The organism is Hydrogenophaga palleronii NBRC 102513 (genome assembly GCF_001571225.1).
Classification (GTDB): Bacteria; Pseudomonadota; Gammaproteobacteria; order Burkholderiales; family Burkholderiaceae_C; genus Hydrogenophaga; species Hydrogenophaga palleronii.
In genome coordinates, this window is record NZ_BCTJ01000005.1 from 17,905 (window position 1) to 42,708 (window position 24,804).

21 protein-coding genes are annotated in these 24,804 nt (G+C 67.9%); 9 read left to right on the forward strand and 12 right to left on the reverse strand.

Translation table 11 applies throughout. The features are described 5' to 3' along the window. Window position 1 precedes the first annotated feature (1 nt). A complete protein-coding gene (icmF, locus tag HPA01S_RS05630) occupies window positions 2-3,295 on the forward strand; it encodes a fused isobutyryl-CoA mutase/GTPase IcmF (RefSeq protein ID WP_066267701.1) in 3,294 nt (1,097 codons plus the stop codon). A 175-nt stretch (window positions 3,296-3,470) separates the two neighbouring features. Here icmF and HPA01S_RS05635 read toward each other — a convergent pair whose 3' ends face one another. Continuing rightward, window positions 3,471-4,628: a DUF6352 family protein gene (locus tag HPA01S_RS05635; protein ID WP_245638582.1), complete on the reverse strand. Its 1,158-nt coding sequence runs from the start codon at window positions 4,626-4,628 to the stop codon at window positions 3,471-3,473. A gap of 65 nt (window positions 4,629-4,693) precedes the next feature. On the opposite strand from HPA01S_RS05635, the gene rocF reads away from it, so the two are divergent. Beyond that, window positions 4,694-5,611 carry an arginase gene (gene rocF / locus HPA01S_RS05640; RefSeq protein WP_066267702.1) on the forward strand — a complete coding sequence of 306 codons (918 nt, stop codon included), beginning with the start codon at window positions 4,694-4,696 and terminating at the stop codon, window positions 5,609-5,611. A gap of 169 nt (window positions 5,612-5,780) precedes the next feature. On the opposite strand, the gene HPA01S_RS05645 is transcribed toward rocF, so the two are convergent. Both HPA01S_RS05645 and HPA01S_RS05650 read right to left on the reverse strand, forming a co-directional pair. Then, complete coding sequence (locus HPA01S_RS05645; RefSeq protein ID WP_066267704.1) at window positions 5,781-6,080, reverse strand: antibiotic biosynthesis monooxygenase family protein; 300 nt, start codon at window positions 6,078-6,080, stop codon at window positions 5,781-5,783. Between the two features lie 20 nt (window positions 6,081-6,100). Continuing rightward, window positions 6,101-7,822 (reverse strand): GMC family oxidoreductase, encoded by a 1,722-nt coding sequence (locus HPA01S_RS05650; protein ID WP_084360490.1) that lies wholly within the window; start codon window positions 7,820-7,822, stop codon window positions 6,101-6,103. A 153-nt stretch (window positions 7,823-7,975) separates the two neighbouring features. Between HPA01S_RS05650 and HPA01S_RS05655 the strand changes: the two genes are divergently transcribed. After that, a complete protein-coding gene (locus HPA01S_RS05655; RefSeq protein WP_066267707.1) occupies window positions 7,976-8,827 on the forward strand; it encodes a 3-hydroxybutyryl-CoA dehydrogenase in 852 nt (283 codons plus the stop codon). Here HPA01S_RS05655 and HPA01S_RS05660 read toward each other — a convergent pair. Then, a complete protein-coding gene (locus HPA01S_RS05660) occupies window positions 8,821-9,774 on the reverse strand; it encodes a pyridoxamine 5'-phosphate oxidase family protein (RefSeq protein WP_066267710.1) in 954 nt (317 codons plus the stop codon). The genes HPA01S_RS05655 and HPA01S_RS05660 overlap by 7 nt on opposite strands. A 203-nt stretch (window positions 9,775-9,977) precedes the next feature. Here HPA01S_RS05660 and HPA01S_RS05665 point away from each other — a divergent pair, with 203 nt between their 5' ends. Beyond that, window positions 9,978-10,883 carry a LysR family transcriptional regulator gene (locus HPA01S_RS05665; RefSeq protein WP_066267712.1) on the forward strand — a complete coding sequence of 302 codons (906 nt, stop codon included), beginning with the start codon at window positions 9,978-9,980 and terminating at the stop codon, window positions 10,881-10,883. Further along, the gene (gene gorA, locus HPA01S_RS05670; protein WP_066267714.1) at window positions 10,880-12,298 is read left to right on the forward strand and encodes a glutathione-disulfide reductase; all 1,419 of its coding nucleotides are present in this window, start codon (window positions 10,880-10,882) and stop codon (window positions 12,296-12,298) included. The genes HPA01S_RS05665 and gorA overlap by 4 nt, the downstream gene beginning before the upstream one ends. 12 nt (window positions 12,299-12,310) lie before the next feature. On the opposite strand, the gene HPA01S_RS05675 is transcribed toward gorA, so the two are convergent. Next, window positions 12,311-13,585, reverse strand: coding sequence for an MgtC/SapB family protein (locus tag HPA01S_RS05675; RefSeq protein WP_066267716.1), 1,275 nt, complete (start codon window positions 13,583-13,585; stop codon window positions 12,311-12,313). A gap of 54 nt (window positions 13,586-13,639) precedes the next feature. On the opposite strand from HPA01S_RS05675, the gene HPA01S_RS05680 reads away from it, so the two are divergent. After that, window positions 13,640-15,142: an AMP nucleosidase gene (locus HPA01S_RS05680; protein WP_066267718.1), complete on the forward strand. Its 1,503-nt coding sequence runs from the start codon at window positions 13,640-13,642 to the stop codon at window positions 15,140-15,142. A gap of 142 nt (window positions 15,143-15,284) precedes the next feature. Here the strand turns inward: HPA01S_RS05680 and HPA01S_RS05685 are convergent, their stop codons facing one another. The 3 genes from HPA01S_RS05685 to asd form a co-directional block, all read right to left on the reverse strand. After that, complete coding sequence (locus tag HPA01S_RS05685; protein ID WP_066267720.1) at window positions 15,285-15,839, reverse strand: DUF3455 domain-containing protein; 555 nt, start codon at window positions 15,837-15,839, stop codon at window positions 15,285-15,287. A gap of 106 nt (window positions 15,840-15,945) precedes the next feature. After that, complete coding sequence (gene purT, locus HPA01S_RS05690) at window positions 15,946-17,148, reverse strand: formate-dependent phosphoribosylglycinamide formyltransferase (RefSeq protein WP_066267722.1); 1,203 nt, start codon at window positions 17,146-17,148, stop codon at window positions 15,946-15,948. A gap of 32 nt (window positions 17,149-17,180) precedes the next feature. Then, window positions 17,181-18,032 (reverse strand): archaetidylserine decarboxylase, encoded by an 852-nt coding sequence (gene asd, locus HPA01S_RS05695; RefSeq protein WP_066267724.1) that lies wholly within the window; start codon window positions 18,030-18,032, stop codon window positions 17,181-17,183. Between asd and HPA01S_RS05700 the strand changes: the two genes are divergently transcribed. After that, entirely contained in the window at window positions 18,006-19,070 is a 1,065-nt protein-coding gene (locus HPA01S_RS05700) for an ATP-binding cassette domain-containing protein (RefSeq protein WP_502686328.1), read from the forward strand. The genes asd and HPA01S_RS05700 overlap by 27 nt on opposite strands. A 3-nt stretch (window positions 19,071-19,073) precedes the next feature. After that, window positions 19,074-19,910, forward strand: coding sequence for an ABC transporter permease (locus HPA01S_RS05705; protein WP_066267728.1), 837 nt, complete (start codon window positions 19,074-19,076; stop codon window positions 19,908-19,910). Window positions 19,911-19,923: 13 nt separating this feature from the next. On the opposite strand, the gene HPA01S_RS05710 is transcribed toward HPA01S_RS05705, so the two are convergent. The 4 genes from HPA01S_RS05710 to HPA01S_RS05725 form a co-directional block, all read right to left on the reverse strand. After that, window positions 19,924-20,184 (reverse strand): hypothetical protein, encoded by a 261-nt coding sequence (locus HPA01S_RS05710; RefSeq protein WP_174525281.1) that lies wholly within the window; start codon window positions 20,182-20,184, stop codon window positions 19,924-19,926. Between the two features lie 163 nt (window positions 20,185-20,347). After that, window positions 20,348-21,475, reverse strand: coding sequence for a YbdK family carboxylate-amine ligase (locus tag HPA01S_RS05715; protein WP_066267730.1), 1,128 nt, complete (start codon window positions 21,473-21,475; stop codon window positions 20,348-20,350). 8 nt (window positions 21,476-21,483) lie between these two features. Then, window positions 21,484-22,671, reverse strand: coding sequence for a cation:proton antiporter (locus HPA01S_RS05720; protein WP_066267961.1), 1,188 nt, complete (start codon window positions 22,669-22,671; stop codon window positions 21,484-21,486). 164 nt (window positions 22,672-22,835) lie between these two features. Beyond that, complete coding sequence (locus HPA01S_RS05725) at window positions 22,836-23,711, reverse strand: class I SAM-dependent methyltransferase (protein WP_066267731.1); 876 nt, start codon at window positions 23,709-23,711, stop codon at window positions 22,836-22,838. A 51-nt stretch (window positions 23,712-23,762) separates the two neighbouring features. On the opposite strand from HPA01S_RS05725, the gene HPA01S_RS05730 reads away from it, so the two are divergent. Then, window positions 23,763-24,803 (forward strand): serine/threonine protein kinase, encoded by a 1,041-nt coding sequence (locus tag HPA01S_RS05730; protein WP_066267734.1) that lies wholly within the window; start codon window positions 23,763-23,765, stop codon window positions 24,801-24,803. The last annotated feature ends 1 nt before the right edge of the window (window position 24,804 follow it).

The window sequence follows — 24,804 nt, forward strand, 5'->3', positions numbered from 1 at the left end:
CATGAGCAACCTCGCCGCCGAATTCCAGGCCCTGGCCAACTACCGCCCCACGCACAAGGTGCGTTTCGTCACCGCCGCCAGCCTGTTCGATGGCCACGACGCGGCCATCAACATCATGCGGCGCATCCTGCAAGGCATGGGCGCCGAGGTGATCCACCTGGGCCACAACCGCTCGGTGGACGAGGTCGTCACCGCGGCGTTGCAGGAAGACGCGCAGGGCATCGCCATCAGCTCTTACCAGGGCGGCCATGTGGAGTACTTCAAGTACATGGTGGACCTGCTCAAGCAGCGCGGCGGCGAACACATCCAGGTGTTCGGCGGTGGCGGCGGCGTGATCGTGCCGGCCGAAATCCGCGAGCTGCAGGACTATGGCGTGACGCGCATCTACAGCCCGGAAGACGGTCAGAAGATGGGCCTGGCCGGCATGATCGGCGAGATGGTGATGCGCTGCGACAAGGACCTGAGCCCCTACGCGCCCATGGCGCTGCCTGCCATCGAAGGGCAGGACGACATGGCCTGGCGCGCGCTGGCGCAGCTCATCACCGTGCTGGAGAACGGCAGTGCCGATGCGGCCGTCGTCAGCGCCCTGCGTGAAAAAGCCAAGGCGACGAAGGTGCCGGTGCTCGGCATCACCGGCACTGGCGGTGCGGGCAAGTCGTCACTCACCGACGAACTCATCCGCCGCCTGCGGCTGGACCAGGACGACCGCCTCCGCGTGGCCGTGATCTCCATCGACCCCTCGCGCCGCAAGAGCGGTGGCGCGCTGCTGGGCGACCGCATCCGCATGAACGCGATCTCGCCGTGGAGCCAGGGACAACGCGTCTACATGCGCAGCCTGGCCACGCGCGATTTCGGCAGCGAGATCAGCGCCGCCCTGCCCGACGTGATCGCGGCCTGCAAGTGCGCCGGCTTTGACCTCATCGTGGTCGAGACCTCCGGCATCGGCCAGGGCGACGCGGCCATCGTGCCGCACGTCGATGTGCCGATGTACGTGATGACGCCCGAGTTCGGCGCCGCCAGCCAGCTCGAAAAAATCGACATGCTGGACTTCGCCGCCTTCGTCGCCATCAACAAGTTCGACCGCAAGGGCGCGCTCGATGCCTTGCGCGACGTCGCCAAGCAGGTGCAGCGCAACCAGGAAGCCTGGAGCACGCCGCCCGACCAGATGCCGGTGTTCGGCACCATGGCCGCGCGCTTCAACGACGACGGCGTGACCGCGCTGTACCAGGCCCTCAAGCTCAAGCTCGGTGAACTCGGCCTGCCACTGCAGGAGGGCCGCCTGCCCACCGTGAAGGTGCGGCACAGCACCAACCAGACCCCCATCGTGCCGGCGGCGCGCACGCGTTACCTGGCCGAAATCAGCGACACCGTGCGCGGCTACAAGCAGAAGGCCATCGAACAGGCGCGCCTGGCGCGCGAGATCCAGCAGCTCACCGAGAGCGCGCGCATGCTGCGGGTGGAAAAACCCGAGCGCGCACGCGCCGCCGAAGCCGTGATCGACCTCGCCCAGGTGCGCGAACTCGACCAGGACCCGGCCGCGCGCAAGCTGCTCACCCAGTGGCCCGACATGCAGAAGGCCTATGCGGGCGACGAGTACGTGGTGAAGATCCGCGACAAGGAAATCCGCACCGCGCTCACCACCCAAAGCCTCTCGGGCACCGTCATCCGCAAGGTGGCGCTGCCGAAGTACGAGGACCATGGCGAAATCCTGAAGTGGCTGATGCTGGACAACGTGCCCGGCAGCTTCCCCTACACCGCCGGCACCTTCGCCTTCAAACGCGAGGGCGAAGACCCCACCCGCATGTTCGCGGGCGAAGGTGACGCCTTCCGCACCAACCGCCGCTTCAAGCTGCTGTCCGAAGGCATGCCGGCCAAGCGCCTGTCCACCGCCTTCGATTCGGTCACGCTCTACGGCAACGACCCCGACCCGCGCCCCGACATCTACGGCAAGGTGGGCAACTCGGGCGTGAGCATCGCCACGCTGGAGGACATGAAGGTGCTCTACGGCGGCTTCGATCTCTGCCACCCGGCCACCTCGGTCTCCATGACCATCAACGGCCCGGCGCCGAGCATCCTGGCGATGTTCATGAACACGGCCATTGACCAGAACCTGGACAAGTTCAAGGCCGAGAACGGCCGCGAGCCCACCGACACCGAGGCCGCCAAGATCCGCGAATGGGTGCTGGCCAATGTGCGCGGCACGGTGCAGGCCGACATCCTGAAGGAAGACCAGGGCCAGAACACCTGCATCTTCAGCACCGAGTTCAGCCTGAAGGTGATGGGCGACATCGCGCAGTACTTCGTGCACCACGACGTGCGCAACTTCTACTCGGTGTCGATCTCGGGTTACCACATTGCCGAAGCCGGCGCGAACCCGATCAGCCAGCTCGCGTTCACGCTGTCCAACGGTTTCACCTTCGTGGAAGCGTATCTGGCGCGCGGCATGCACATCGACGACTTCGCGCCCAACCTGAGCTTCTTCTTCAGCAACGGCATGGACCCCGAGTACACCGTGCTCGGCCGTGTGGCGCGCCGCATCTGGGCGGTGGCGCTGCGCGACCGGTATGGCGCGAACGAGCGCAGCCAGAAGCTGAAGTACCACGTGCAGACCAGCGGCCGCTCACTGCACGCGCAGGAGATCCAGTTCAACGACATCCGCACCACGCTGCAGGCGCTGATTGCGATCTACGACAACTGCAACAGCCTGCACACCAACGCGTTCGACGAGGCCATCACCACGCCCACCGAAGACTCGGTGCGCCGCGCGATGGCGATCCAGCTCATCATCAACCGCGAGTGGGGTCTGGCGAAGAACGAGAACCCCAACCAGGGTGCCTTCATCATCGACGAACTCACCGAGCTGGTGGAAGAAGCGGTGCTGCAGGAGTTCGAGAAGATCGCCGAGCGCGGCGGTGTGCTGGGCGCGATGGAGACCGGCTACCAGCGCGGCAAGATCCAGGACGAGTCCATGCACTACGAGATGCTCAAGCACACGGGTGAATACCCCATCGTCGGCGTGAACACCTTCCGCAACCCGCACGGTGACCCGACGCCCGAGACGCTGGAACTGGCGCGTTCGACCGACGAGGAGAAGCAGAACCAGCTGCAGCGCCTGGCCGACTTCCACGCCCGCCACGCGGCCGAAGCACCCGCCATGCTGCAACGCCTGCGGCAGGCGGTGATTGAAAACGGCAACGTGTTCGAGGTGCTGATGGACGCGGTGCGCGTGTGCTCGCTCGGCCAGATCACCAGCGCGCTGTTCGAGGTGGGCGGGCAGTACCGCCGCAACATGTGAAGGCGACAAGGAGCCGTATCGGTGTCACCTCACCGGAGCGCGACCCGCAACGCATGAAGTAGCCGAGACCAGGGGCAGCACGGGTCCGGCTCTGCCGGCCCAAGCTGCCGTCCCCCCTCGAAGCGCCGAAGGCGCGCAACAGAGGGGGAAGCCGCGTCAGCGGCGCAAGGGGGTGCTACTCAGGTTTGGCGAGCGGCAGGTTCAGCAACAGGTTCTGCGGCTTCAGTTTGAGCAGGCCCTCGGCCGACATCGCCAGGCCCAGGTAAACCGGCTTGCCGCGCACGTCGGCACGCATGTCCAGCGGGTTGGTGAAGCTCAGGCGGAACAGGCTGATGAGCCGGCGCTGGCGTTCGGCGTCGACCTCGTTGCCCACATACAGGTCGTTGAGCAGCGCGCTCGATTCCACGTCCAGGCCCAGGTGCCAGCGCCAAGATGCATCTTCCACCCGCGACTCGGGCTGGATCTTCACCTCCACGCCATGGAAGTGCCGCACCCACTTCTCCAGCACGGCCGCCAGGGCCTTCAGGCCCGACTGCGCGCGGGTCATGGTGAGCGTGAGCCCGTGCGGCAGTTCGTTCTGGATTTCATGGGTGAGGTCCAGCACGAAATGAAAGCGGCCCTGGCCGGTGCGGCTGCGCAGATAACGCCCGGTGTTGTCGGCGCCCAGCACCTCGACGGTGGTTTCGGGCAGCGCCGCACCACCCTGCAGGAGCACGCGCCCGATCTCGCCCAGGCCACCAGTCTCGTTGAGCAGGTCCAGCACCTCGCTGTCGCCGCTGAGCACACGGCCCTCCTGCACGCTGACGCGCTGGCGGCGGAACAGCAGCTCGGCCGCACGCCACTGCCAGGCGTCGGTCTCACCGTCCAGCAGCTCACACACCAGGGCTTGCACCACCAGGTCCAGGAACAGCGGCGGGATCTGGATCGCGCCGGCCTTGAAGAAACCGGCGTAGGCCGCTTCCAGCGAGCCGGCGGCGATCACCGCGTCTCGAAAACCGAGGAACAGCCGGTGGTTGGTGCGCGCGTCGTCGTCTTCAAACGCCGCCAGTTCGGCCGGCGCCACGGCGCGTGTGGGCGTGTCCATCAACGAGGCGTGCAGCGCCCGTTCGGCGGCGCAGGATTCTTCCACCAGCGCCAGCTCGGGCCGCTCCAGCCAGAGCCGCCAGTAGGCGTCGGTCGGGCTCAGCCTGCCGAGAGGGTTGCGGGCCAGTCGGTCATGGCCGCAGAGTGGCCAGATGGGAGAAGAAACGTCGGGCATGAAGAAGAGGAAGAACACACCGCGTTGCGTCGCGGAGGGTGTGAAGCGGTGGGTGAGCGGACGATTGTCGTCCACATGGCGCGGCCCTGCTGCATGCAACAACCGCTGCGCCACGCAGCCATCTGGCTGACAATCCAGCGATGCACAACCACATCAGCCTGATCGGCGTGCCGACCGACATCGGCGCGGGTGCCCGCGGGGCGTCCATGGGTCCCGAGGCGCTGCGCGTCGCCGGGCTGGCCACGGTGCTGGAGGGCCAGGGCCTGCAGGTGCTGGACCGGGGCAACCTGGTCGGCCCGGCCAATCCCTGGTTGCCACCCAGCGCCGGTTACCGCCACCTCGACGCGGTGACCACCTGGAACCAGACCCTGCACGACGCGGTGCACGCCGAACTCGCATCGGGCCACCTGCCCATCGTGCTCGGCGGCGACCACTGCCTGGGCCTGGGTTCGATCAGCGCGGTGGCGCGCCACTGCCGCGCCACGGGCCAGAAGCTGCGCGTGTTGTGGCTGGACGCACATGCCGACTTCAACACCGCCGAGCTCACGCCCAGCGGCAACATCCACGGCATGCCGGTGGCCCTGCTGTGCGGCCTGGGGCCGGCGCAGCTCACCGGTATCGGCGGCCACACGCCCGCCATCGAGGCCGGCATGGTGCGCCAGATCGGCATCCGCAGCGTGGACGCGGGCGAGAAGCGCCTGGTGCACCAGGCGGGGCTGGAGGTGTTCGACATGCGCTACATCGACGAGATGGGCATGCGCCACACCATGGAACAGGCGCTGCTCGGCGTGGACGCCGACACCCATCTGCACGTGAGCTTCGACGTCGATTTTCTCGACCCGGAGATCGCCCCCGGCGTGGGCACCACGGTGCGCGGCGGCCCGACCTACCGCGAAGCGCAGCTGTGCATGGAGATGATCGCGGACACCGGGCGGCTGGCCTCGCTCGACGTGATGGAGCTCAACCCGGCGCTCGATGTGCGCAACCGCACCGCGGAGGTGGCTGTGGACCTGATCGAAAGCCTGTTCGGCAAGTCGACGCTGATGAGGAAAAAGTAACCCCCTCGCGCCGCCTGCGGCGTCACCCCCCAGGGGGCGATGCCTGTGGCCCGGCGGAGCCGGTTCCACGGCATCTCTGGACTCGGGCACGTGCGCCGGAGAAATGGTGGTGCTTCGCCAAACGCTGCACTGAACCGCCCACTGCCGGAGCGGGTGCGCTCACACCTTCTCAGCCCCGCGCCACCAACTCCAGGTGCTCCACCACCGGTGGCTGTGCGAAGAACGGGCCGACGATGGCGCGCCATTCGGCGAAGGCGGCCGAGCCGCGGAAATCCACGGTGTGGTTCTCCAGCGTCTCCCACTGGATCAGCAGCAGGTAACGGCCCGGGCTCTCGATGCTGCGCTGCACCTGGTACCCCTTGAAGCCCTTGGCCTTGCCGATCACGGTGCTGGCACCGCGTGCGATGGCGGCTTCAAACTCCGCGGAGTTTGAGGGGTCGATGCGGATGTCGGCGTGTTCAAGAATCATTTTTTGGTCGGAGGATGGTTTTAGTCAGAAACAGCGTGGGACCGGCTCTGCATGTCCACGGCTGTTGCCCCCTCGGGGCTGGCGCGAAGCGGCGCGGGGGAGTTCCCCTGCCTGTCCTCGCGCATCATATCGACGGCCTTCTCTGCCATCATGATCACCGGCGCATTGGTGTTGCCGCCCACCACGCTGGGCATGACGGACGCATCCACCACGCGCAGGCCGGCCACGCCATGCACACGCAGCCGGGCATCCACCACGTCCATCGCACCGGGTGTGCCATCCGGCCCCATGCGGCAGGTGCCGACCGGGTGGTAGATGGTGTCGGCGTGGTCGCGGATGAAGCGCTCGATCTCGGCATCGCTTTGCGCAGCGGCCGACGATGCCGACTCCGTGCCACCGTGCCGCGCCAGCGCGTGCTGCTGCAGCAGCACACGCATCTTCTTGAAGCCCCGCACCAGCCGCGCGGTGTCGTCGGCATCCTGCAGGAACGCAGGGTCGATCAGCGGTGCGCTGCGTGGATCGGCATCGGCCAGCCGCAACGTGCCGCGGCTCTTCGGCCGCAGCAGGCACACATGGCAGGAGTAACCGTGGCCCAGCACCGTCTTGCGGCCATGGTCCACCAGCTTGCCGACCACGAAGTGCAGTTGCAAATCGGGAATGGTTTCGGCGCGTGAACTCTTGATGAAGCCACCCGCTTCGGCGAAGTTGGTGGTGAGCACGCCACTGCGCTGGCGCCGCCATTCAAAGATGCCCTTCAGCACGCGCCACACGCCACCCGGCGACACACCAAACGTGTCCTTCACCCGGGGCGCGTTGACCACGATCACCACGTCCACATGGTCGTGCAGGTTCTGCCCGACGCCGGGCAGCTCGTGCACCGGTGCAATGCCGTGCTCGCGCAGGTGGCCGGCCGGCCCGATGCCGGAGAGCATGAGCAATTGCGGCGAGCCGAACGCACCGGCGCTCAACACCACCTCGCCGCCCTCTTCCTTCAAGCGCAGCGTCTGCAGCGGGCCGCGTCCGCCGTCGCCGCGGTATTCCACGCCCACCGCGCGCGGCGTGCCGTCGGCGCCGAGCCCGGTCAGCACGCGGGTGGTGAGTGCGTGGGTGATCACCTGCAGGTTCGGCCGACCCAGGTGCGGCGTGAGATAGGCCTTGGCCGCGCTGTAGCGCTCGCCGTTCTTGTGCGTGACCTGGTAGGCGCCCACGCCCTCCTGGTCGGGGCCGTTGAAGTCGTGGTTGCGCGGGTAGCCGGCCTGCACACCCGCCTCGACGAACGCCGGCAGGAAGGGGTTGGGGCTGCGCAGGTCCATCACGTTGAGCGGGCCGCCCTGGCCGTGCAGCGCATCGGCGCCGCGTTGGTTGTGCTCGGCGCGTTTGAAGTACGGCAACACCTCGGCGAACGACCAGCCGGGATTGCCCAGCGCGGCCCAGGCGTCGTAGTCGGACGGATGGCCGCGCGTATAGATCATGGCGTTGACGGAGCTGGAGCCACCCAGCACCTTGCCGCGCGGCTGGTGGCCGCGCCGGCCGTTCAGGCCGGGCTGGGGCACGGTCTGCAGGCTCCAGTTGGCCTGGCCGTTCTTCGCCAGCAGGGCCAGGCCGGCGGGGCAGTGGATGAGCACGCTGCTGTCGGGCGGGCCGGCTTCGAGCAGGGCCACGCGGATGGCGGGGTCTTCGCTCAGGCGGCCTGCCAGCACGCAGCCGGCCGATCCGCCGCCCACGATGATGTAGTCGAACATGGAGTCTCCGAGGTGTGCCACGCCGTGCAGGGCGTGCGCGACAATCTGCGGGCAAGTTAGCACAGGGCCTCGCGCCCCGTTAGGCAGCACCGCCTAGGAAAGACACACCGGCGACGCCGGGTTTTTACCGATCTCAACAGGAGCAGCTTCTTCATGAACCGCATCAACACCGTCGGCATCATCGGCTCGGGCACCATGGGCAACGGCATCGCACAGGCATGCGCCACACGCGGCATTCGCGTGGTGATGGTCGACATCGCGCAGGCCGCGGTCGACAAGGGCCTGGCTACCGTCGCCGGCAGCCTGGACCGGCTGATCAAGAAAGAGAAGATCAGCGAAGCCGACAAGGCCCAGGCGCTCGCGCTGATCCAGGGCTCGACGAACTACGACGACCTCAAGAGCGCGCAACTGGTGATCGAGGCCGCGACCGAGAACGAAGGCCTGAAGGTCAAGATCCTGCAGCAGCTCGACGGCCTGCTCGCGCCCGAGGTGATCGTGGCCACCAACACCAGCTCGATCAGCATCACCAAGCTGGCCGCGGCCACGCAACGCCCGGACCGTTTCATCGGCATGCACTTCTTCAACCCGGTGCCGATGATGGCGCTGGTGGAGATCATCCGCGGCCTGCAGACCAGCGACGAAACGCACGACGCGGTGAAGGCGCTGTCCGAAGCGCTGGGCAAGTCGCCCATCACGGTGAAGAACGCGCCCGGCTTCGTGGTCAACCGCATTCTGGTGCCGATGATCAACGAGGCCTTCTTCGTGCTCGCCGAAGGCGTGGCCACGGCAGACGACATCGACGCCGGCATGAAGCTCGGCACCAACCAGCCAATCGGCCCGCTGGCGCTGGCCGACATGATCGGGCTGGACGTCTGCCTGGCCGTGATGAACGTCTACATGGCCGAGTTCAACGACAGCAAGTACCGCCCCGCCCCGCTGCTGAAGGAACTGGTGGCCGCCGGTTACCTGGGCCGCAAGACCGGCCGCGGCGTGTACCACTACTGATCGGTCCCGGGGCGCGGCCAGGTGCCCGTGCCTTCGAGAGCGGGCGAGCGCTCGGCCACACCCCAGCGCAACGGCAGCCCGCCCTGCACGCGCCTGGCGTGCGTCACGTCCAGGCGCAGCAGGCGCTCTGCGCCCTCGAACGACGCGAGTTCGGCGCCGCTCCACAACACGCTGGCGCGTGCCGCCAGGTACAACAGATCGCCGCGCTCGAAGTCCATGAACAGCAGGCCGGCCAGCGGGTGCAAGTTGATGTTGCCGAGCGTGTTGAAGAACTGGTTGCCCGCAAAGTCGGGCACCGTGAGCCGTTCGCCCTCCACCTTCACGAAGCCCGGCAAGCCGCCGCGGTGCGACACGTCCACACCATGGCCGGGCTCGTCCGGGCGTTCGCTCAACGGGTGTGCGGTGGCAATGAAGAAGGTGTCGGCCGCGCGGATCAGCTGGCGTGAAGCCTCGTCCAGCACCGCACCCTCATGAGCCACCCGGCCGGCCGGTGCCGACGGCGTCCACACCGGTTCGCGCGCCTGGATGTAGCGCGGGCAGTTGCCAAAGCTCTGGCCCACGGCCACGCCGAAGCCGTCGGCCAGCAGCGAGGCCGTGCCGTTCATGCGGTTGCGCCGGCGCGTGTGCGGCTGGATGCCGAGCAGACCCAGCGGCGCGCCTTCGTGCAGCGTGTGGTTCAGCGGGTCGTGTGGCAGCGGGTGGGCATGCACCCGCAGTTGCCTGGCGTCGGGTGAATCGATGAAGCCGGGCGCGCCCGCCACCACGCTGGCCCAGGGCTGGCCCTGCGCGTCCACGCTGCCGACCAGCAGGAACGGCAACAGGCCGAAGAAGACGCGGTGCTGGTCGGGCATGTGATCGCGCAGCACGCGCGGGCCGATCTGCGCCATTTGCGCCTGCACGCCCACGCGCATCTGCAGGGCCCGTTCGCCGGTGTGGAAGCCGCTCATGCTGCCAACCCGCGCGTGGGCCGCACCAGGGGCCGGGCAGTTGCGGGCGCGCACGCCAGCGGCGGGAGCGGGGCGTGATGGAACGGCATGCAAGCAGACATGGCAGTCTCCTAAAACTACAGGCAGCCATCTTCTTTGCTGCCATCCGATTCACAAATACCCCTGCAGGCACAGGACTGATCCACAAATCGGTTTAATGCCGCATGGACAAATTGCGCGCCATGGCCACCTTCGTGCAGATTGCCGACGCCGGCAGCCTGACGGCGGCGGCCTGGGCCATGGGCAGCTCCCTCCCTGCGGTGGTGCGTTCGCTGGCGGCCTATGAAGCCGCGCTGGGGGTGCGCCTGTTCAACCGCACCACGCGCCGCATCTCGCTCACCGAAGAGGGCCGCCGCCACCTGGAGAGCTGCCGCCAGTTGCTGGCCGCGGTGGACGACGCCGAGGCCGCACTGAAGGACAACACCACCGAACCCGCCGGCCAGCTGACCCTCACCGCCCCGGTGCTGTTCGGCCAGATGCATGTGGCACCCATCGTCACGCGCTTCGTGCAGAAGCACCCACAGCTTCAGTGCCGCGTGCTGCTGCTGGACCGGGTGGTGAACCTGGTGGAAGAAGGCGTGGACGTGGGCATCCGCATCGCCGCGCTGGAAGACTCCAGTCTGGTCGCGCTGCCGCTGGGCGAGATCCGCCGCGTGGTCGTGGCCACACCGGCCTACCTGCGCGAACACGGCCGGCCGCAGCACCCGAACGAATTGCTCCAGGCGAACTGCGTGCGGCTGGTGGACCATGCGCCCGGCTGGGGCCTCTTCCGCGAGGGCAACAAGACCTTCAAACTCAGCGTCCGTGGCAACCTGGAGTTCAATCACATTGCGCCGGCCGTACAGGCCTGCGCCGCGGGCGCGGGTTTCGGCCAGTTCCTCTCGTACCAGGTCGCACCCTTGCTGCTCAGCGGCGAGTTGCAGACGGTGCTGGAGGACTTCGAGGACGCCCCGCGCCCGATTCACGTGGTCTACCCCCACGCCCGCCTGCTGCCCGCGCGCACGCGGGCCTTCATCGATTTCATCCGCCAGGAACTCAAGGGCTTCGAGCCCAGAAACACCACAACATGAGCAACGCCACTTCGACCTTGACGTCCACTTTCGACTTCGACCTCTTCGTCATCGGCGGCGGCAGCGGCGGCGTGCGCGCCGCGCGCATGGCCGCGCAACGCGGTGCGCGTGTCGCGCTGGCCGAGCGGCTGGGCAACAGCGGCCTGGGCGGCACCTGCGTCAACGTGGGTTGCATCCCCAAGAAGCTCTACAGCTATGCCGCGCACTACGCCGAAGCCTTCGAGGAATCGCACGGCTACGGCTGGGAAGGCGAGGCGCCGGTGCTCAACTGGGCCACGCTCAAGGCCAACCGGGCAAAAGAGATCGCCCGCCTCAACGGCATCTACGGCAACCTGCTGACCGGCTCGGGCGTGACCGTGTTCGACGCTTTCGCCCGCATCGACGGCCCGCAGGCGGTGGCGCTGAAGGTGAACGGCGAGCCAGCCGAGCAGCGCTTCACCGCCAGGCACATCCTCATTGCCACCGGCGGCACGCCCCACGTGCCCGACATCGAAGGCCGTGAGCACGTGATCGACTCCAACGCCATCTTCGACCTCGAACCGTTCCCGCAACGCCTGCTGGTGGTGGGCGGCGGCTACATCGCCTGCGAGTTCGCGTCGATCTTCAACGGCCTGGGTGCGCAGGTGACGCAGCTCTACCGCGGCGAACAGGTGCTGCGCGGTTTCGACGACGAGGTGCGCCACTTCGCCGCCAATGAAATGGCCAAGGCCGGGGTGGACCTGCGGCTGGGCACCGACGTGGCCGCCATCCACAAGACCGGCGACGGCCTGCGCGTGACGCTGAAGGACGGCAGCACGCTGCTGGCCGACGCGGTGCTCTACGCCACCGGCCGCGTGCCCCTGGTCAAGGGCCTGGGGCTGGAGGCGGCGGGTGTGGTGCAGGGCAAGGGCGGCCAGATCGTGGTGGACGAGCGCTACCAGACCAATGTGCCGTCCATCTTCGCGGTGGGCGACGTCACCAGCCGTGTGCAGCTCACGCCGGTGGCGCTCGGCGAGGCCATGGTGGTGGTGGACCAGCTGTTCGGCCCGGCCGCCGGCAAGGCGCCGCGCAGCATGGCCTACGAGTTCATCCCCACCGCCGTCTTCACCCACCCGAGCATCGGCACGGTGGGTTATGGCGAGGCAGCGGCACGCGAGAAATTCGGCGACGTGACCATCTTCCGCAGCGAGTTCAAGGCGCTGCGGCACACCCTCTCGGGCAGCACCGAGCGCACGTTGATGAAGCTGGTGGTGGACAACAGGAGCGACCGCGTGGTGGGCCTGCACATGGTGGGCGCCGAAGCGGGCGAGATCGTGCAGGGCTTTGCGGTGGCGCTGAAAGCCGGTGCCACCAAGGCGGTGTTCGACAGCACCATCGGCATCCACCCCACGGCGGCCGAGGAATTCGTGACCATGCGCGAGCCGGTCAAGGCCTGAGCTGAAGCGTCCTCACACCGCCAGCAGGGCCATGCACAAGCCGGTGTGCACCAGCAGCCCGGGCACCAGCCACGCCGCGTAGCGCACACCGCCGCTCAAGGCGGCCGTGACGCTCTTGCTCAGGGCATGCACGCCCAGCGCCAGCATCAAGGCCCATGGCACGCCCGCCTGCGGCGGTTCGCTGGACACGAAGACCGCGGCCAGCGCCGAGTGCAGATCCACGAGCGACGCCAGCAGCGTGCCGGCCAGCACCCCGGCCTGCCCCAGCCAGAGGTCCAGCGCATGCACCAGCACCTGGATGCCGGCCAGCAAGGCGGCGATTGCCATGGCACCCCGGAGGCTGAACATCCGGTCGCCCTGCGCGGCGCCCAGGCCTTCGGTGTGCGGTGAAGAACCCAGCGCACCACCCACCCCCACGGGAGCGCCGCGCACCAGCCACACGCCCCACACCACGGCCACGCACCCGCCCGCCAGCGCCGGCAGCCACAGGGTGGACAGCCAGGCCGGGCGCACCGCCGCGGCCACCAGCAACATCTGCAGCAGCGTGGCCACGCACGACAACAGGCCGCCGCCCGCCATCAGGCGGGCTTCGCTGCTGTTTCGCCGCGCGCTCATGCCGAGCGTGGCGATGGTCGCGGTGCTCGACACGAACCCGGAAGCAAAAGCCGAGAACGCCACCGCCTGGCGCGCATGCAGCAGCCGGCGGCACAGGTGGGCCAGCGACTGCACCGCCAGCAGCAGCGCCAGCAGTTGCGTGATGGTGGCCGGGTTCAGCACCGGCCCCCACAAGGGCCGATTCGGCATCAGCGGCAGCGCCACCAGCACCAGCGCGGCCAGCAAGATGCCATCGCGGATCTCCGCCGGGCGCAGCCACTCGTTCACGAATCGGTGCAGCCGCTCGCGCGCGGCCAGCAGGGCCGTGAGCGCTGCCGCCATGGCGGCGGCCAGCGGCAATTGCCAGACGCACACCACGCCGATCAGGTACGTCAGCAGCAGGGCCACTTCGGTGGTGGCGCCCGGGTCTTCGGAGCGGTCGCGCGCGTAGGCCACCACCCCGAGCGCCGCCACGAAGGCCGCGCCGATCAGCACCAGTCCCATGTGCTGCAGAAGCGCCGCGGCCGCCCCGCTCACGCACACCAGCGCAAAGGTGCGCAGCCCGGCAAACGCGCGCGCCGGGCCGTCGCCCTTGCTGCGCTCGCGCTCCACCCCGATCAGCAAACCGCACCCCAGGGCGGCAGCCAGGGTGGCGGCGGCAGAGGCCAGTTCGGGCGGGTGGATGGGCGGCATGGTGTTCCTCGTGGGGTCTTGGAGGTGCGGGGCACCGGCGCGCCACAATAGCGCATGCAAAAAACCCCCGCCTTCACCGCCCCGCTCGTTTTCAAGGACCCCGCCGAAGCCTTGGCCCAGGTGCAACGGATTTACCACGACAACGTGGAGTTCCTGCGCCAGAGCATGCGGGAATTCGTGAACGGCGGCGACTTCACCCAGACCCACGTGCGCGCGTGTTACCCCTACGTGCGCCTGCACACCCACAGCGTACTGCGCCAGAACACCGTCGGCCAGCCGCTGAGCCGCCTGAGCTACGGCTTCGTGGCCGGCCCCGGTCGCTTCGAGACCACCCTCACCCGCCCCGACCTGTACAGCGACTACTACCAGGAACAGTTCCGCCTGCTGCTGGCCAACCATGGCGGCGAGCTGGAGGTGGGCACGAGCACGCAGCCGATCCCGATCCATTTCTCTTTCGCCGAACACGACCACGTGGAAGGCAGCATGGACGTGGTGCGCCGCGCCACCATGCGCGACGTGTTCGACCTGCCCGACCTCACCGCGATGGACGACGGCATCGCCAACGGCACGCACGAGCCCAGGCCGGGCGAGTCGCATCCGCTCTCGCTGTTCACCGCGCCGCGGGTCGACTACTCGCTGCAGCGCCTGCGCCACTACACCGGCACCGCGCCCGAATGGTTCCAGAACTTCGTGCTGTTCACCAACTACCAGTTCTACATCGACGAGTTCATCAAGCTCGGCCATGCCGAGATGGCCAATCCGCAAAGCGAGTACATCGCCTTCGTCGAACCCGGCAACGTGGTGATGCGCCGCACCGGCCTGGCGGCCGAGGCCGGTGACGAGCTGGGCAACGCGCCGCCGCGCCTGCCGCAGATGCCGGGCTACCACCTGATCCGCGAAGACCGCACCGGCATCACCATGGTCAACATCGGCGTCGGCCCGGCCAACGCCAAGACCATCACCGACCACATCGCCGTGCTGCGCCCGCACGCCTGGCTCATGCTCGGCCACTGTGCCGGCCTGCGCACCAGCCAGCAGCTGGGCGACTACGTGCTGGCGCACGCCTACGTGCGCGAAGACCACGTGCTCGACGAAGAACTGCCGCTGTGGGTTCCGATCCCGGCGCTGGCCGAAATCCAGCTCGCGCTGGAAGCCGCCGTGGCCGACGTGACCGGCGTGCCGCCGGCCGAACTCAAACGCATCATGCGCACCGGCACGGTGGCCAGCACCGACAACCGCAACTGGGAACTGCTGCCCGACAACATGCCGCAGCGCCGCTTCTCACAATCGCGCGCGGTCGCGCTCGACATGGAAAGCGCCACCATCGCGGCCAACGGCTTCCGCTTCCGCGTGCCCTACGGCACCCTGCTGTGCGTGAGCGACAAGCCGCTGCACGGCGAGATCAAGCTGCCCGGCATGGCCAACCACTTCTACCGCGAGCGCGTCGACCAGCACCTGCGCATCGGCATCCGCGCGGTCGACATCCTGCGCGCAGGCGGACCTGACCAGCTGCACAGCCGCAAGCTGCGCAGTTTTGCCGAGGTGGCGTTCCAGTAACGTCCGGTTCAGCGGGGCCGTTCGGCACCCTGGCCTGGCGGCGCACCCAGTCGCAAGGGCCAGGCTGGTTGTTCACGCCGGGCGACGTCGCCGATCTCGGCACGCGCACAGCGGGTCACCCCCACCGGCCCGCGCCATCAGCTCAAGACGCCTTGTAGAAGATGTAGTCGGCCTGGTACTGCACCACCTGCCGCGCGCCCACGTTCGCAGCACCGCAAGCCGTGCGCGGGGCGATGCCGCCCTGGGTGGCCACGCGCTGGGTGTAGGTGACGCCGTTGAGCGCGCCCATGCCCATCGCGGGGTTGGCCTTCACCAGTTGCAGCGGGATGTTGGCGTCGCCGTTCGGGGCCACCGCGATCTGGGTGGCGGTGAACCTGGAGCCGTCCATGGCTTCCCAGGTGGCGGGCGGGCCGTAGTACTTGCCGACCTGCTTGCCGCTGCGGTCCAGCAGCCTGGCGTCGGGGCCGCCGAACACCCATTCGTGCTGGCCGGGCATGTTGGCCTTGACCTTGCACTCGTAGGTGATCTGGCCGACGCCAACGGTTTCCCAGGCCACCTTGTGGCCGGCAGGCACCTTCACCGCGTCGGGCAGGCCGGCTTGCGAATACACGGCGGCAGACGGGCCGGTGCCCATGTGGGAGGCACAGGCGGTCAGGGCGAGTGCCGCGGCAGCGGCCAGGGTGGATTTGAACAGCATGGCAAAACTCCTCGAGTTGGGGTTGTGGGCAGCGGCGCAAAAAAGGCGCTACTGCTTCCACTACGCACGAACCGGGGTTCTGGATTCAGCTGGATTCAAAAAAACGTCAAGCGGCGCGCGGCCGCACCTTAGACGCCGCCAGCTTGGCCTGGCTGCGGGCCTTTTCGACGTCGGCATCAAAGGCCAGCGCCACGCCCATTCGGCGCTTGGTGAAGCTCTCGGGCTTGCCGAACAGGCGCAGTTCTGTCTGCGGCACCTGCAGCGCCTCGTCCACGCCGTCGAACACGATGCCGGTGGCGTCCACAGCACCGTAGATCACGGCGCTGGCGCCCGGGCTCTTGAGCGCGGTGGACACCGGCAGGCCCAGGATGGCGCGGGCGTGCAGTTCGAACTCGTTCTGCCACTGGGTGATCATGGTCACCATGCCGGTGTCGTGCGGGCGCGGGCTAACCTCGCTGAACCAGACCTGGTCGCCCTTGACGAACAGCTCCACACCAAACAGGCCCAGGCCACCGAGGTTGTCGGTGACGGCCTTGGCGACGCGGCGCGACTCGGCCAGCGCCTTCGGCGTCATGGGATGCGGTTGCCAGCTCTCCACGTAGTCGCCGCTCACCTGCACGTGGCCGATGGGGTCGCAGAAGTGGGTTTCGATGTCGCCGTTGGCGCCGCGTGCGCGCACGGTGAGCTGGGTGATCTCGTAGTCGAAGGCGATGAAGCCTTCAACGATGATGCGGCCCGGGCCGACGCGCCCGCCCGACATGGCGTAGTCCCAGGCCTTCTGCACGTCGGCCGGGCCGTCGATCTTGCTCTGGCCCTTGCCGCTGCTGCTCATCACCGGCTTGACGATGCAGGGGTAGCCGATGCCGGCGTCGATGGCCGCCTGCAGCTCGTCCAGCGAGTCGCAGAATTTGTAGGGGCTGGTGGGCAGGCCCAGCGTTTCGGCCGCGAGGCGGCGGATGCCTTCGCGGTCCATGGTCAGGCGCGCGGCGCGCGCGGTGGGGATCACACGCACCACGCCGGCCGCTTCCAGCTCCTGCAGCATGGGCGTGGCAATGGCTTCGATCTCGGGCACCACCAGGTGCGGGCGCTCGGCCTCGATCAGCGCCTTGAGCTGCGCCGGGTCGCTCATGGTGATGGTACGCGCGTGGTGCGCCACCTGCTGGCCGGGCGCGTTCTCGTACCGGTCGACCGCGATGGTCTCCACGCCCAGGCGCTGCAGCGCGATCAGCACCTCTTTGCCGAGTTCGCCCGAGCCCAACAACATGACGCGGGTGGCCGAGGGAGACAAGGGGGTGCCGAGGGTGGTCATGTGCAGGAACTCCGGGAGAGGAAAAGAAAACGTCAGAGGGTGTGGCCCATGGCCTCGCCCAGGCGCACGCTGTTGCCGGGCGCCCAGTCGGGGTTGAAGGCCAGCGTGTCGCGCGGCCACAGCAGCACCACGGTGGAGCCGAGCAGGAAACGGCCCATTTCTTCACCGCGCTGCAGGTGCAGCGGGCTGTCGTCGTAGGTCCATTCGCGCACCGTGCCCGGGCGCGGCGGGTTGACGACGCCATGCCAGCTGGTCGCCATGCTGCCGACGATGGTCGCGCCCACCAGCACCTGCACGAACGGCACCGTGATCTCGCCCATCTGCAGGTCAAACACGCAGACCACGCGCTCGTTGCGCGCGAACAGGCCGGGCACGCCCTGGGCGGTGGTGGGGTTGACCGAGAACAGGTCGCCCGGCACATGGATCATGCGGCGCAGCGTGGCGGCCGCCGGCATGTGGATGCGGTGGTAGTCCTTGGGGCTGAGGTAGATGGTGGCGAAGGCGCCGTCGTCGAACAAGGCAGCAAGTTCGGCGTCACCACCGACCAGGGCGCGTGTGCTGTAGGTGTGGCCCTTGGCCTGGTAGATCTGGTCACGCGCGATGCTGCCGAACTGGCTGATGGCGCCGTCCACCGGGCAGACGAAGGCCGCGTCGGCCAGCGGCCGGGCGCCGTCGCGCAGGGCTCGCGTGAAGAACTCGTTGAACGAACCGTAGGCCTTCGGGTCCGGGTTCGCCGCCTCGGCCATGTTGACGCCGTACTTGCGGATGAAGCGGCGGATGATCCACTGCGTGATGCTCCCCCAACGGCCATTGGCGACCCAGCCAGCGAACTCGGTGAGCGCGCGCTTCGGGAAAACATGTTGCAGAGCGACAAAGAGAGACATGGCAGATCGATCGGGGCAAGAGAGACAGGCCCGGGCGGGCAGCCCCGCATTGTAGGGGGGCACCTCGGACGCGCCCCTGGTCCGCGGGCACAATGCCGGCACATGAAAGACGCCCTGTTCGAATGCCGGCACCTGGTCAAACGCTACGGCGACAGCACCGTGGTGGACGACCTCAGTTTCGCCATCGGCCCCGGTGAATGCCTGGGCGTGATCGGGCCCAACGGCGCGGGCAAGACCACCACCATCCGCATGTGCCTGGGCCTGACCGCGCCCGACGCCGGCAGCATCACCGCCTTCGGCCTGGGCATGCCGCGCGACGCGCTGGCGATCAAGGCGCAACTGGGCGTGGTGAGCCAGATGGACACGCTCGACCCCGACTTCGATTGCGCCGAGAACCTGCTGGTGTACGGCCGTTACTTCGGCCTGCCCTCGGCCACGGTGCGCGAGCGCGTGCCGCAGCTGCTGGACTTTGCCTCGCTCGCGCACAAGGCGCACGCCAAACCAGGCGAGCTCTCGGGTGGCATGAAGCGGCGCCTGTCGCTGGCGCGTGCGCTGGTCAACAACCCGCGCCTGCTGCTGCTCGACGAACCCACCACCGGCCTCGACCCGCAGGCGCGCCACCTGATGTGGGAACGCCTGCAGATGCTGCTGCAACAAGGCAAGAGCATCCTGCTGACCACCCACTTCATGGACGAGGCCGAGCGCCTGTGCACACGCCTGCTGGTGCTGGACCACGGCCGCAAGATCGCCGAAGGCAAACCGCGCGACCTGATCGCCCAACACCTGGAGCCCGACGTGGTGGAGGTCTACGGCCAAGGCGCGCTGGCGCTGGCACATGCCGAAGAGCACGCCGCGCTGCGTGGCCTGGCCGCGCGCGTGGAAGTGAGCGGCGAGACCGTGTTCTTCTACACCGCACAGGCCATGCCACTGCTTGCGGCCCTGAGCGAACACCACCACCTGCGCACCCTGCACCGCCCGGCCAACCTGGAAGACCTGTTCCTGAAACTCACCGGCCGACAGATCCGCGAGGACGGCTAGACCATGACGACAACGATCACCACCACACCCCGCCCACCCTCGCACTTTGCGCCACCACGCCTGTCCATGCGCTGGTGGCCCGTCTTCCTGCGCAACCTGCTGGTCTGGCGCAAGCTGGCCCTGCCCAGCCTGGTCGGCAACATCGCCGAGCCGCTGATGTGGCTGGTGGCCTTCGGCTACGGCATGGGGGCACTGGTCGGGCAGGTGAACATCGGCACGCCGCAAGGCAGCGTGGCCGTGCCCTACATCCTGTTCCTGGCCAGCGGCAGCGTCTGCATGAGCGCGATGAACGCGGCCAGCTTCGAGGCGCTGTATTCCGCCTTCTCGCGCATGCACGTGCAGAAAACCTGGGACGGCATCATGAACGCGCCGGTGAGCCTGGACGACGTGGTGCTGGCCGAGATGCTGTGGGCCGGCTTCAAGGCCTTGTTCACGGTGACGGCCATCCTGGGCGTGATGCTCGCACTGGGCATCAGCCACTCGCCCAAGCTGCTGCTGGCCTGGCCGGTGCTGCTCGGGGTGGGCATCACGTTCTCGTGCATTGCCCTGGTGTTCAACGCCCTGGCCCAGGGCTACGACTTCTTCACCTATTACTTCACGCTGTTCCTCACGCCCATGATGTTTCTCTCAGGGGTGTTTTTCCCGCGTGAGCAATTGCCCGGTGTGGTGCGGCAGATCTCCGACTGGCTGCCGCTGACGAATGCGGTGGAACTGGTGCGGCCCCTGTTCATGGACCAGTGGCCGGCACAGGCCTGGTTGCATGGTGGTGTGTTGCTGGCCTACACCGTGGGCGCTTTCTGGCTCGCGCTGGCGCTCACGCGCAAACGGTTCGCGAAATAAGAAGTACCCGGGCTCAGTGCACCGCACCTTGCAGTGCCGGCTGGGCCACGCAGTACAGCTCGCTGCCGGTGTCGATGAAGTCTTCGGCTTCGATCACGGCGTCGAACTCGCGCGCGGCGGCGTCGAAGATCTTCGGGATCAGGGGCTTGTCCAGCGGGCGGCAGATGCGGCCGTTCAGGTTGCGCAGGTGGGTGCTTGTTTCCATGGCGCTGATCACGGCTTCCGGATCGAGCATCAGGACGAAGGGATTGAGGCGGGTGGCGGTGGTGGACATGGCGGCTTCCTCTGGCTGAAATGGGTCGGTGACAAAAGGCTCGTCGATGAAACAAACTGTACAGACGCCCTTTTTCAACGTTAAGTCGGCGCAGCGCCATGCGCGTTGTCAGAACTTCCCTGACACGGTGTGCCATCCCCCTACGCGCGGGTCGTGAACTCCGTCACGGTGGGCCGCTGCGCAGGGCCTCCACGCTGGCGCGCACCACCGACTGCACACTGCCGCTGTCCTTGAACTGGTTGCGCAGGTAGGTCGCGTGGTTGCCCACGCGCCCGGCAGCGCGCTCGATCTCGTCGAGCGCCGCCATGGAATTGAGTGCCTGGGCGTGCGGCACGAGCTGGCGCAGCGTGGCCAGCACGTCTTCGCGGATGCTAATCTGCTCACGCGTCTTGGGGTTGACCATCATGCCGTCGAGGCCGAAGCGGCAGGCCTGGAACCGGTTGTAGGTGTAGACGAGGTAGTCGTCTTCTTCGGGTGGCAGCTCGCGCCGCTCCAGCAGGTGGCGGCACAGCGCCTGCAGGTAGCAGGCCAGGCCGGCGGCGCGCTCCACCGTCAGCGGTGTGTCGCAGACGCGCAGTTCGATGGTGCCGTATTCGGGCTTGGGCCGGATGTCCCAGTAGAAGTCCTTCATGGACTTGACCACGCCGGTGCTCTCCATCTTGGTGAAGTAGACGTTGGCGAACTCGTCCCAGCTCAGGGTGAAGGGCGCACGCCCGCTGAGCGGGAAGGCAAACACCGAGTTCAGGCGCGCCGAGTCGAACAGCGTGTCCACGCCCTGCGAGAACGGCGACGAGGCCGAGAGCGCGATGAAGTGCGGCACGTAGCGGTTGAGCGAGTGCAGCAGGAACAGCGCCTCGTCCGCGTTCGAGCAGCCGATGTGCACGTGTTGCCCGAACACGGTGAACTGCTTGGCCAGGTAGCCATACAGGCCGGAGAGCTCCTGGAAGCGCGGCTTGGAGAAGATGCGCTGCTCGAACCAGCGCTGGAACGGGTGCGTGCCACCGCCGGCCAGTTCGATGTTGAGCCGGTCGCCGGCCGCCACCAGCGTGTCGCGGATCTGCTGCAGCTGGGCCAGCAGCGGGCCGTGTTCGCGCTGCACGTCGGTCGCGATCTCGATCATGCTCTGCGTCATTTCGGGCGTGACCACGCCCGGAAAGGGTTTGCGGCGCAGCAGTTCGAGCAGGTCGTTGGCGCTGCTGGAGAGGTCCAGGTCGTAGGTGTTGACGAGCTGCAGTTCCAGCTCGACGCCCATGGTCAGCGAGTCGGAGGATTTGAATGTCTCGAGTGGCATGAGGGCTCCTACTCTTTCGTCACATGGGTTTCGTGGGCCGCCAGCAGCGCGCGCTGCGTGACCACCGGGCCCAGCAACTCCTGCAGCAGCATCATCCCGGCCATCACCGAGAGCACCTCCAGCGCGGGCGCAAAGCCGTACAGCCGGCTCTGCTCGATCAGCAGGATGGCAAAGGCCGACATGGGCGTGAGTGCCAGCCCGGTCAGCAGGCCCTTGCGCTCGGTGATGCCCGAGAGCCGCGCGGCCACCAGGTTACAGCCCACCTTGGATGCGGTGCGCGCCAGGATCAGCAGCAGGCCGATCAGCATGCCGGTGCCGACATCGGCCCAGTTGAGCAGCGACGCGATGTAGACGAACAGGAAGATCGACAGCAGGTCGCCAACGGTGCCGAAGTCGCGCTGCGCGTTGGTCAGGTGCACGCGGCGCTCACGCGCCACGATGCCGAAGGTCAGCGCAGCCAGCAGCGGCGAAAGCTTGAGGCCGTAGGCCGCGGTGGTCAGCAGCAGCACGGCCAGTGCAAACACCACGGTGACGCCGCGCTCGTGCGTGTTGTGTTGGCGCAGCAGCCAGGGCACAGCCACACCCAGCAGCGCGCCCACTGCCACCGAAGTGCCCACCTGGTGGATGCTGCCGAAGGCCGCCATCACCAGGTCGCCCGAGGTGTTGAGGTACCAGTAACCCACCACCAGCTTGAGCGCGAGCACGGACACCATGCAGTTGATGGCGCACAGGTGCAGCACGCGCTCGGTCACCTGGCCGGCGCTGCGCAGCTCGTTGGCCACACGCACGATGCCCGCGGGCGAGGCCGAGATGGACAACGCGGCGATGATCAGGCGCATGTCGGTGGTGAGGTTGAACCAGCCGCTGACCCAGTAGATGACGCCGAAGGTGATGATGGACTCCACCACACCCAGCACCAGCACCCAGGGGTTGTGGCGGAACCAGCGCAGGTTGATGCGGTAACCGAGTTCGAACAGCACCAGCGACAGCGCCACGTTGGCCAGGAACGGCAGGCCGGGCACGTCGGTGGTGAGGCCCGGCAGGTTGATCAGGCCGCCCAACAAGCCGACCGCCACATAACTGGTGACGCGTGGCATGTGCCAGGCCTGGTGCGCGCGCTCGGCGACGAACCAGGCCACCAGCATGACCAGGGGCCATGCAATGGACTGGAGCAGGAAACTGTAGTCGGTGACCATGGGCGAAGACTCCTGGATGGTGGCCTGAATCGGCGGCATTCCGCGGCGCGCACAACACCACCGGGGCCATCAGGCCGGCCGGTGCCGCCAACGCTGGGCTGGCGGCACCGGCGGCAAACGGGGCAAGAAGGCGGCAAGGCATGCCGCCATCCCGACAAAAAGAATCAGGCCATGAAACGCGGCAACAGTGCTTGCAGATGGAGCTCTTCGAGCACTTCCTGCAGCCGCTGCCGGGCCCGGTCCCGGGCGCCATGGCGATCCTGGTCCATTCTACGGGCCAGGATCAGCTCGTTTTTCATGGAATGCTCCCAGCCCACCAGCTCGGTCACCGTCACGCTGTAACCATGTGCTTCCAGCTGCAGGCAACGCAGCACGTTGGTGATCTGGCTGCCGAATTCGCGCGTGTGCAGCGGGTGCCGCCAGAGTTCGGCCAGCGGCGTGCGCGACAGGCTCAGCGCCTTGTGCTGGCGCATCACACCGGCCACCTCGGCCTGGCAACACGGCACCAGCACCATGTGACGCGCCTGCTTGGCCAGGCCGAACTGGATCGCGTCGTCGGTGGCGGTGTCGCAGGCGTGCAGCGCGGTCACCACGTCGATGCTGGCCGGCAGCGCGGGGTGCGTGAGCGCCTGCTGCACCGTGGTGGCCAGGAAGTCCATGCGCTCGAAGCCGAGCTTGTGCGCCAGCGCCTGCGACTTGTCCACCAACTCGGCGCGCGTTTCCACACCGGTCACGCGGCCCACCGGCTTGTCCTTGAAGAACAGGTCGTAGAGGATGAAGCCGAGGTAGGACTTGCCGGCACCGTGGTCGGCCAGCGTCACGTCGCCGCGCGCGGCCAGCACCTCGGCCAGCAGCGGCTCGATGAACTGCACCAGGTGGTAGACCTGCTTGAGTTTGCGCCGGGTGTCCTGATTGAGCTTGCCCTCGCGCGTGAGGATGTGCAGCTCCTGCAGCAGTGCCACCGACTGGCCCGGCCGCAGCTCGGGCAATTGTTCCTGCAGCGTGGGCGCGGGACGCGCATTCGCCTTGTGTTTGACCATGCACCGATCATAGGTGAGCGCCTGCCGCAGGGCGAACGACGACAATCGTGCATGACTTCCGAACACCACAGCACGCACCCCTACAGCGCCCTCACCCCAGACGTGGTGCAGGACGCGCTGGCCCACATCGGCCTGTGGGGCGATGGCCGCCTGAGCGCGCTCAACAGCTTCGAAAACCGCGTGTACCAGATCCACCTCGAATCGCCCCAGAACGGCGTGGACCAGGTGGTGGCCAAGTTCTACCGGCCGGGCCGCTGGAGCGATGCGCAGATCCTGGAAGAACATGCCTTCGCCGAAGAACTGGCGGCGGCCGAGATTCCGGCCGTGCCGCCGCTGCGGGTGAACGGCGAGACCTTGCACCACTTCGGCGGCTTCAGCTTCGCGGTCAGCCCGCGGCGCGGCGGGCGCCGGCCCGAGCTCGACAACTTCGAGGTGCTGGAATGGATCGGCCGTTTTCTCGCCCGCATCCACACCGTGGGCACGGCCCGGCCCTTTGTGCACCGCCCTGCCCTGGACGCCGCCGGCTTCGCCCACGAGCCACGCGACTGGTTGATGGAGCACGCCGCCATCGCCCCCGAGGTGCGCACCGCCTGGGCGGCTGCGCTCGAAGAGGCCCTGGCACTGATCGAGGCCCACCCGGTGCTCAAGGCCGGCACCGCGCCCGACCCGGACGGCATCCAGCGCCTGCGCCTGCACGGCGACTGCCACCCCGGCAACATCCTCTGGACCCCCGAGGGCCAGCCCGACGCCGGCCCGCACTTCGTGGACCTGGACGACGCCCGCTCCGGCCCTGCCGTGCAGGACCTCTGGATGCTGCTCAGCGGCGACCGGCGCCAGCAGATGCAGCAGCTAGGCGCGCTGGTCGACGGCTACGAACAGTTCCGCCCCTTCGACCGGCGCGAGCTTGCGCTGATCGAACCGCTGCGCACGCTGCGCCTGATCCACTACAGCGCGTGGGTGGCGCGGCGCTGGGACGACCCGGCGTTCCCGATCAACTTCCCCTGGTTCGGCAGCCGCGACTACTGGCAGGGCCAGGTCGACATGCTGGTGGAGCAGATCGAAGAGATGCAGGGCCAGCCGCTGATGGCCTGAA

Coding starts and splice junctions, on each gene's coding strand:
- HPA01S_RS05645 (WP_066267704.1), bottom strand. CDS start 6,080: ATGATTCTTGAACACGCCGACATCCGCATCGACCCCTCAAACTCCGCG.
- HPA01S_RS05705 (WP_066267728.1), top strand. CDS start 19,074: ATGACGACAACGATCACCACCACACCCCGCCCACCCTCGCACTTTGCG.
- asd (WP_066267724.1), bottom strand. CDS start 18,032: ATGTCTCTCTTTGTCGCTCTGCAACATGTTTTCCCGAAGCGCGCGCTC.
- HPA01S_RS05665 (WP_066267712.1), top strand. CDS start 9,978: ATGGACAAATTGCGCGCCATGGCCACCTTCGTGCAGATTGCCGACGCC.
- HPA01S_RS05650 (WP_084360490.1), bottom strand. CDS start 7,822: ATGTTCGACTACATCATCGTGGGCGGCGGATCGGCCGGCTGCGTGCTG.
- HPA01S_RS05720 (WP_066267961.1), bottom strand. CDS start 22,671: ATGGTCACCGACTACAGTTTCCTGCTCCAGTCCATTGCATGGCCCCTG.
- rocF (WP_066267702.1), top strand. CDS start 4,694: ATGCACAACCACATCAGCCTGATCGGCGTGCCGACCGACATCGGCGCG.
- icmF (WP_066267701.1), top strand. CDS start 2: ATGAGCAACCTCGCCGCCGAATTCCAGGCCCTGGCCAACTACCGCCCC.
- HPA01S_RS05655 (WP_066267707.1), top strand. CDS start 7,976: ATGAACCGCATCAACACCGTCGGCATCATCGGCTCGGGCACCATGGGC.
- HPA01S_RS05675 (WP_066267716.1), bottom strand. CDS start 13,585: ATGCCGCCCATCCACCCGCCCGAACTGGCCTCTGCCGCCGCCACCCTG.
- HPA01S_RS05730 (WP_066267734.1), top strand. CDS start 23,763: ATGACTTCCGAACACCACAGCACGCACCCCTACAGCGCCCTCACCCCA.
- gorA (WP_066267714.1), top strand. CDS start 10,880: ATGAGCAACGCCACTTCGACCTTGACGTCCACTTTCGACTTCGACCTC.
- HPA01S_RS05680 (WP_066267718.1), top strand. CDS start 13,640: ATGCAAAAAACCCCCGCCTTCACCGCCCCGCTCGTTTTCAAGGACCCC.
- HPA01S_RS05715 (WP_066267730.1), bottom strand. CDS start 21,475: ATGCCACTCGAGACATTCAAATCCTCCGACTCGCTGACCATGGGCGTC.
- purT (WP_066267722.1), bottom strand. CDS start 17,148: ATGACCACCCTCGGCACCCCCTTGTCTCCCTCGGCCACCCGCGTCATG.
- HPA01S_RS05660 (WP_066267710.1), bottom strand. CDS start 9,774: ATGAGCGGCTTCCACACCGGCGAACGGGCCCTGCAGATGCGCGTGGGC.
- HPA01S_RS05685 (WP_066267720.1), bottom strand. CDS start 15,839: ATGCTGTTCAAATCCACCCTGGCCGCTGCCGCGGCACTCGCCCTGACC.
- HPA01S_RS05725 (WP_066267731.1), bottom strand. CDS start 23,711: ATGGTCAAACACAAGGCGAATGCGCGTCCCGCGCCCACGCTGCAGGAA.
- HPA01S_RS05700 (WP_502686328.1), top strand. CDS start 18,006: ATGTTGCAGAGCGACAAAGAGAGACATGGCAGATCGATCGGGGCAAGA.
- HPA01S_RS05710 (WP_174525281.1), bottom strand. CDS start 20,184: ATGTCCACCACCGCCACCCGCCTCAATCCCTTCGTCCTGATGCTCGAT.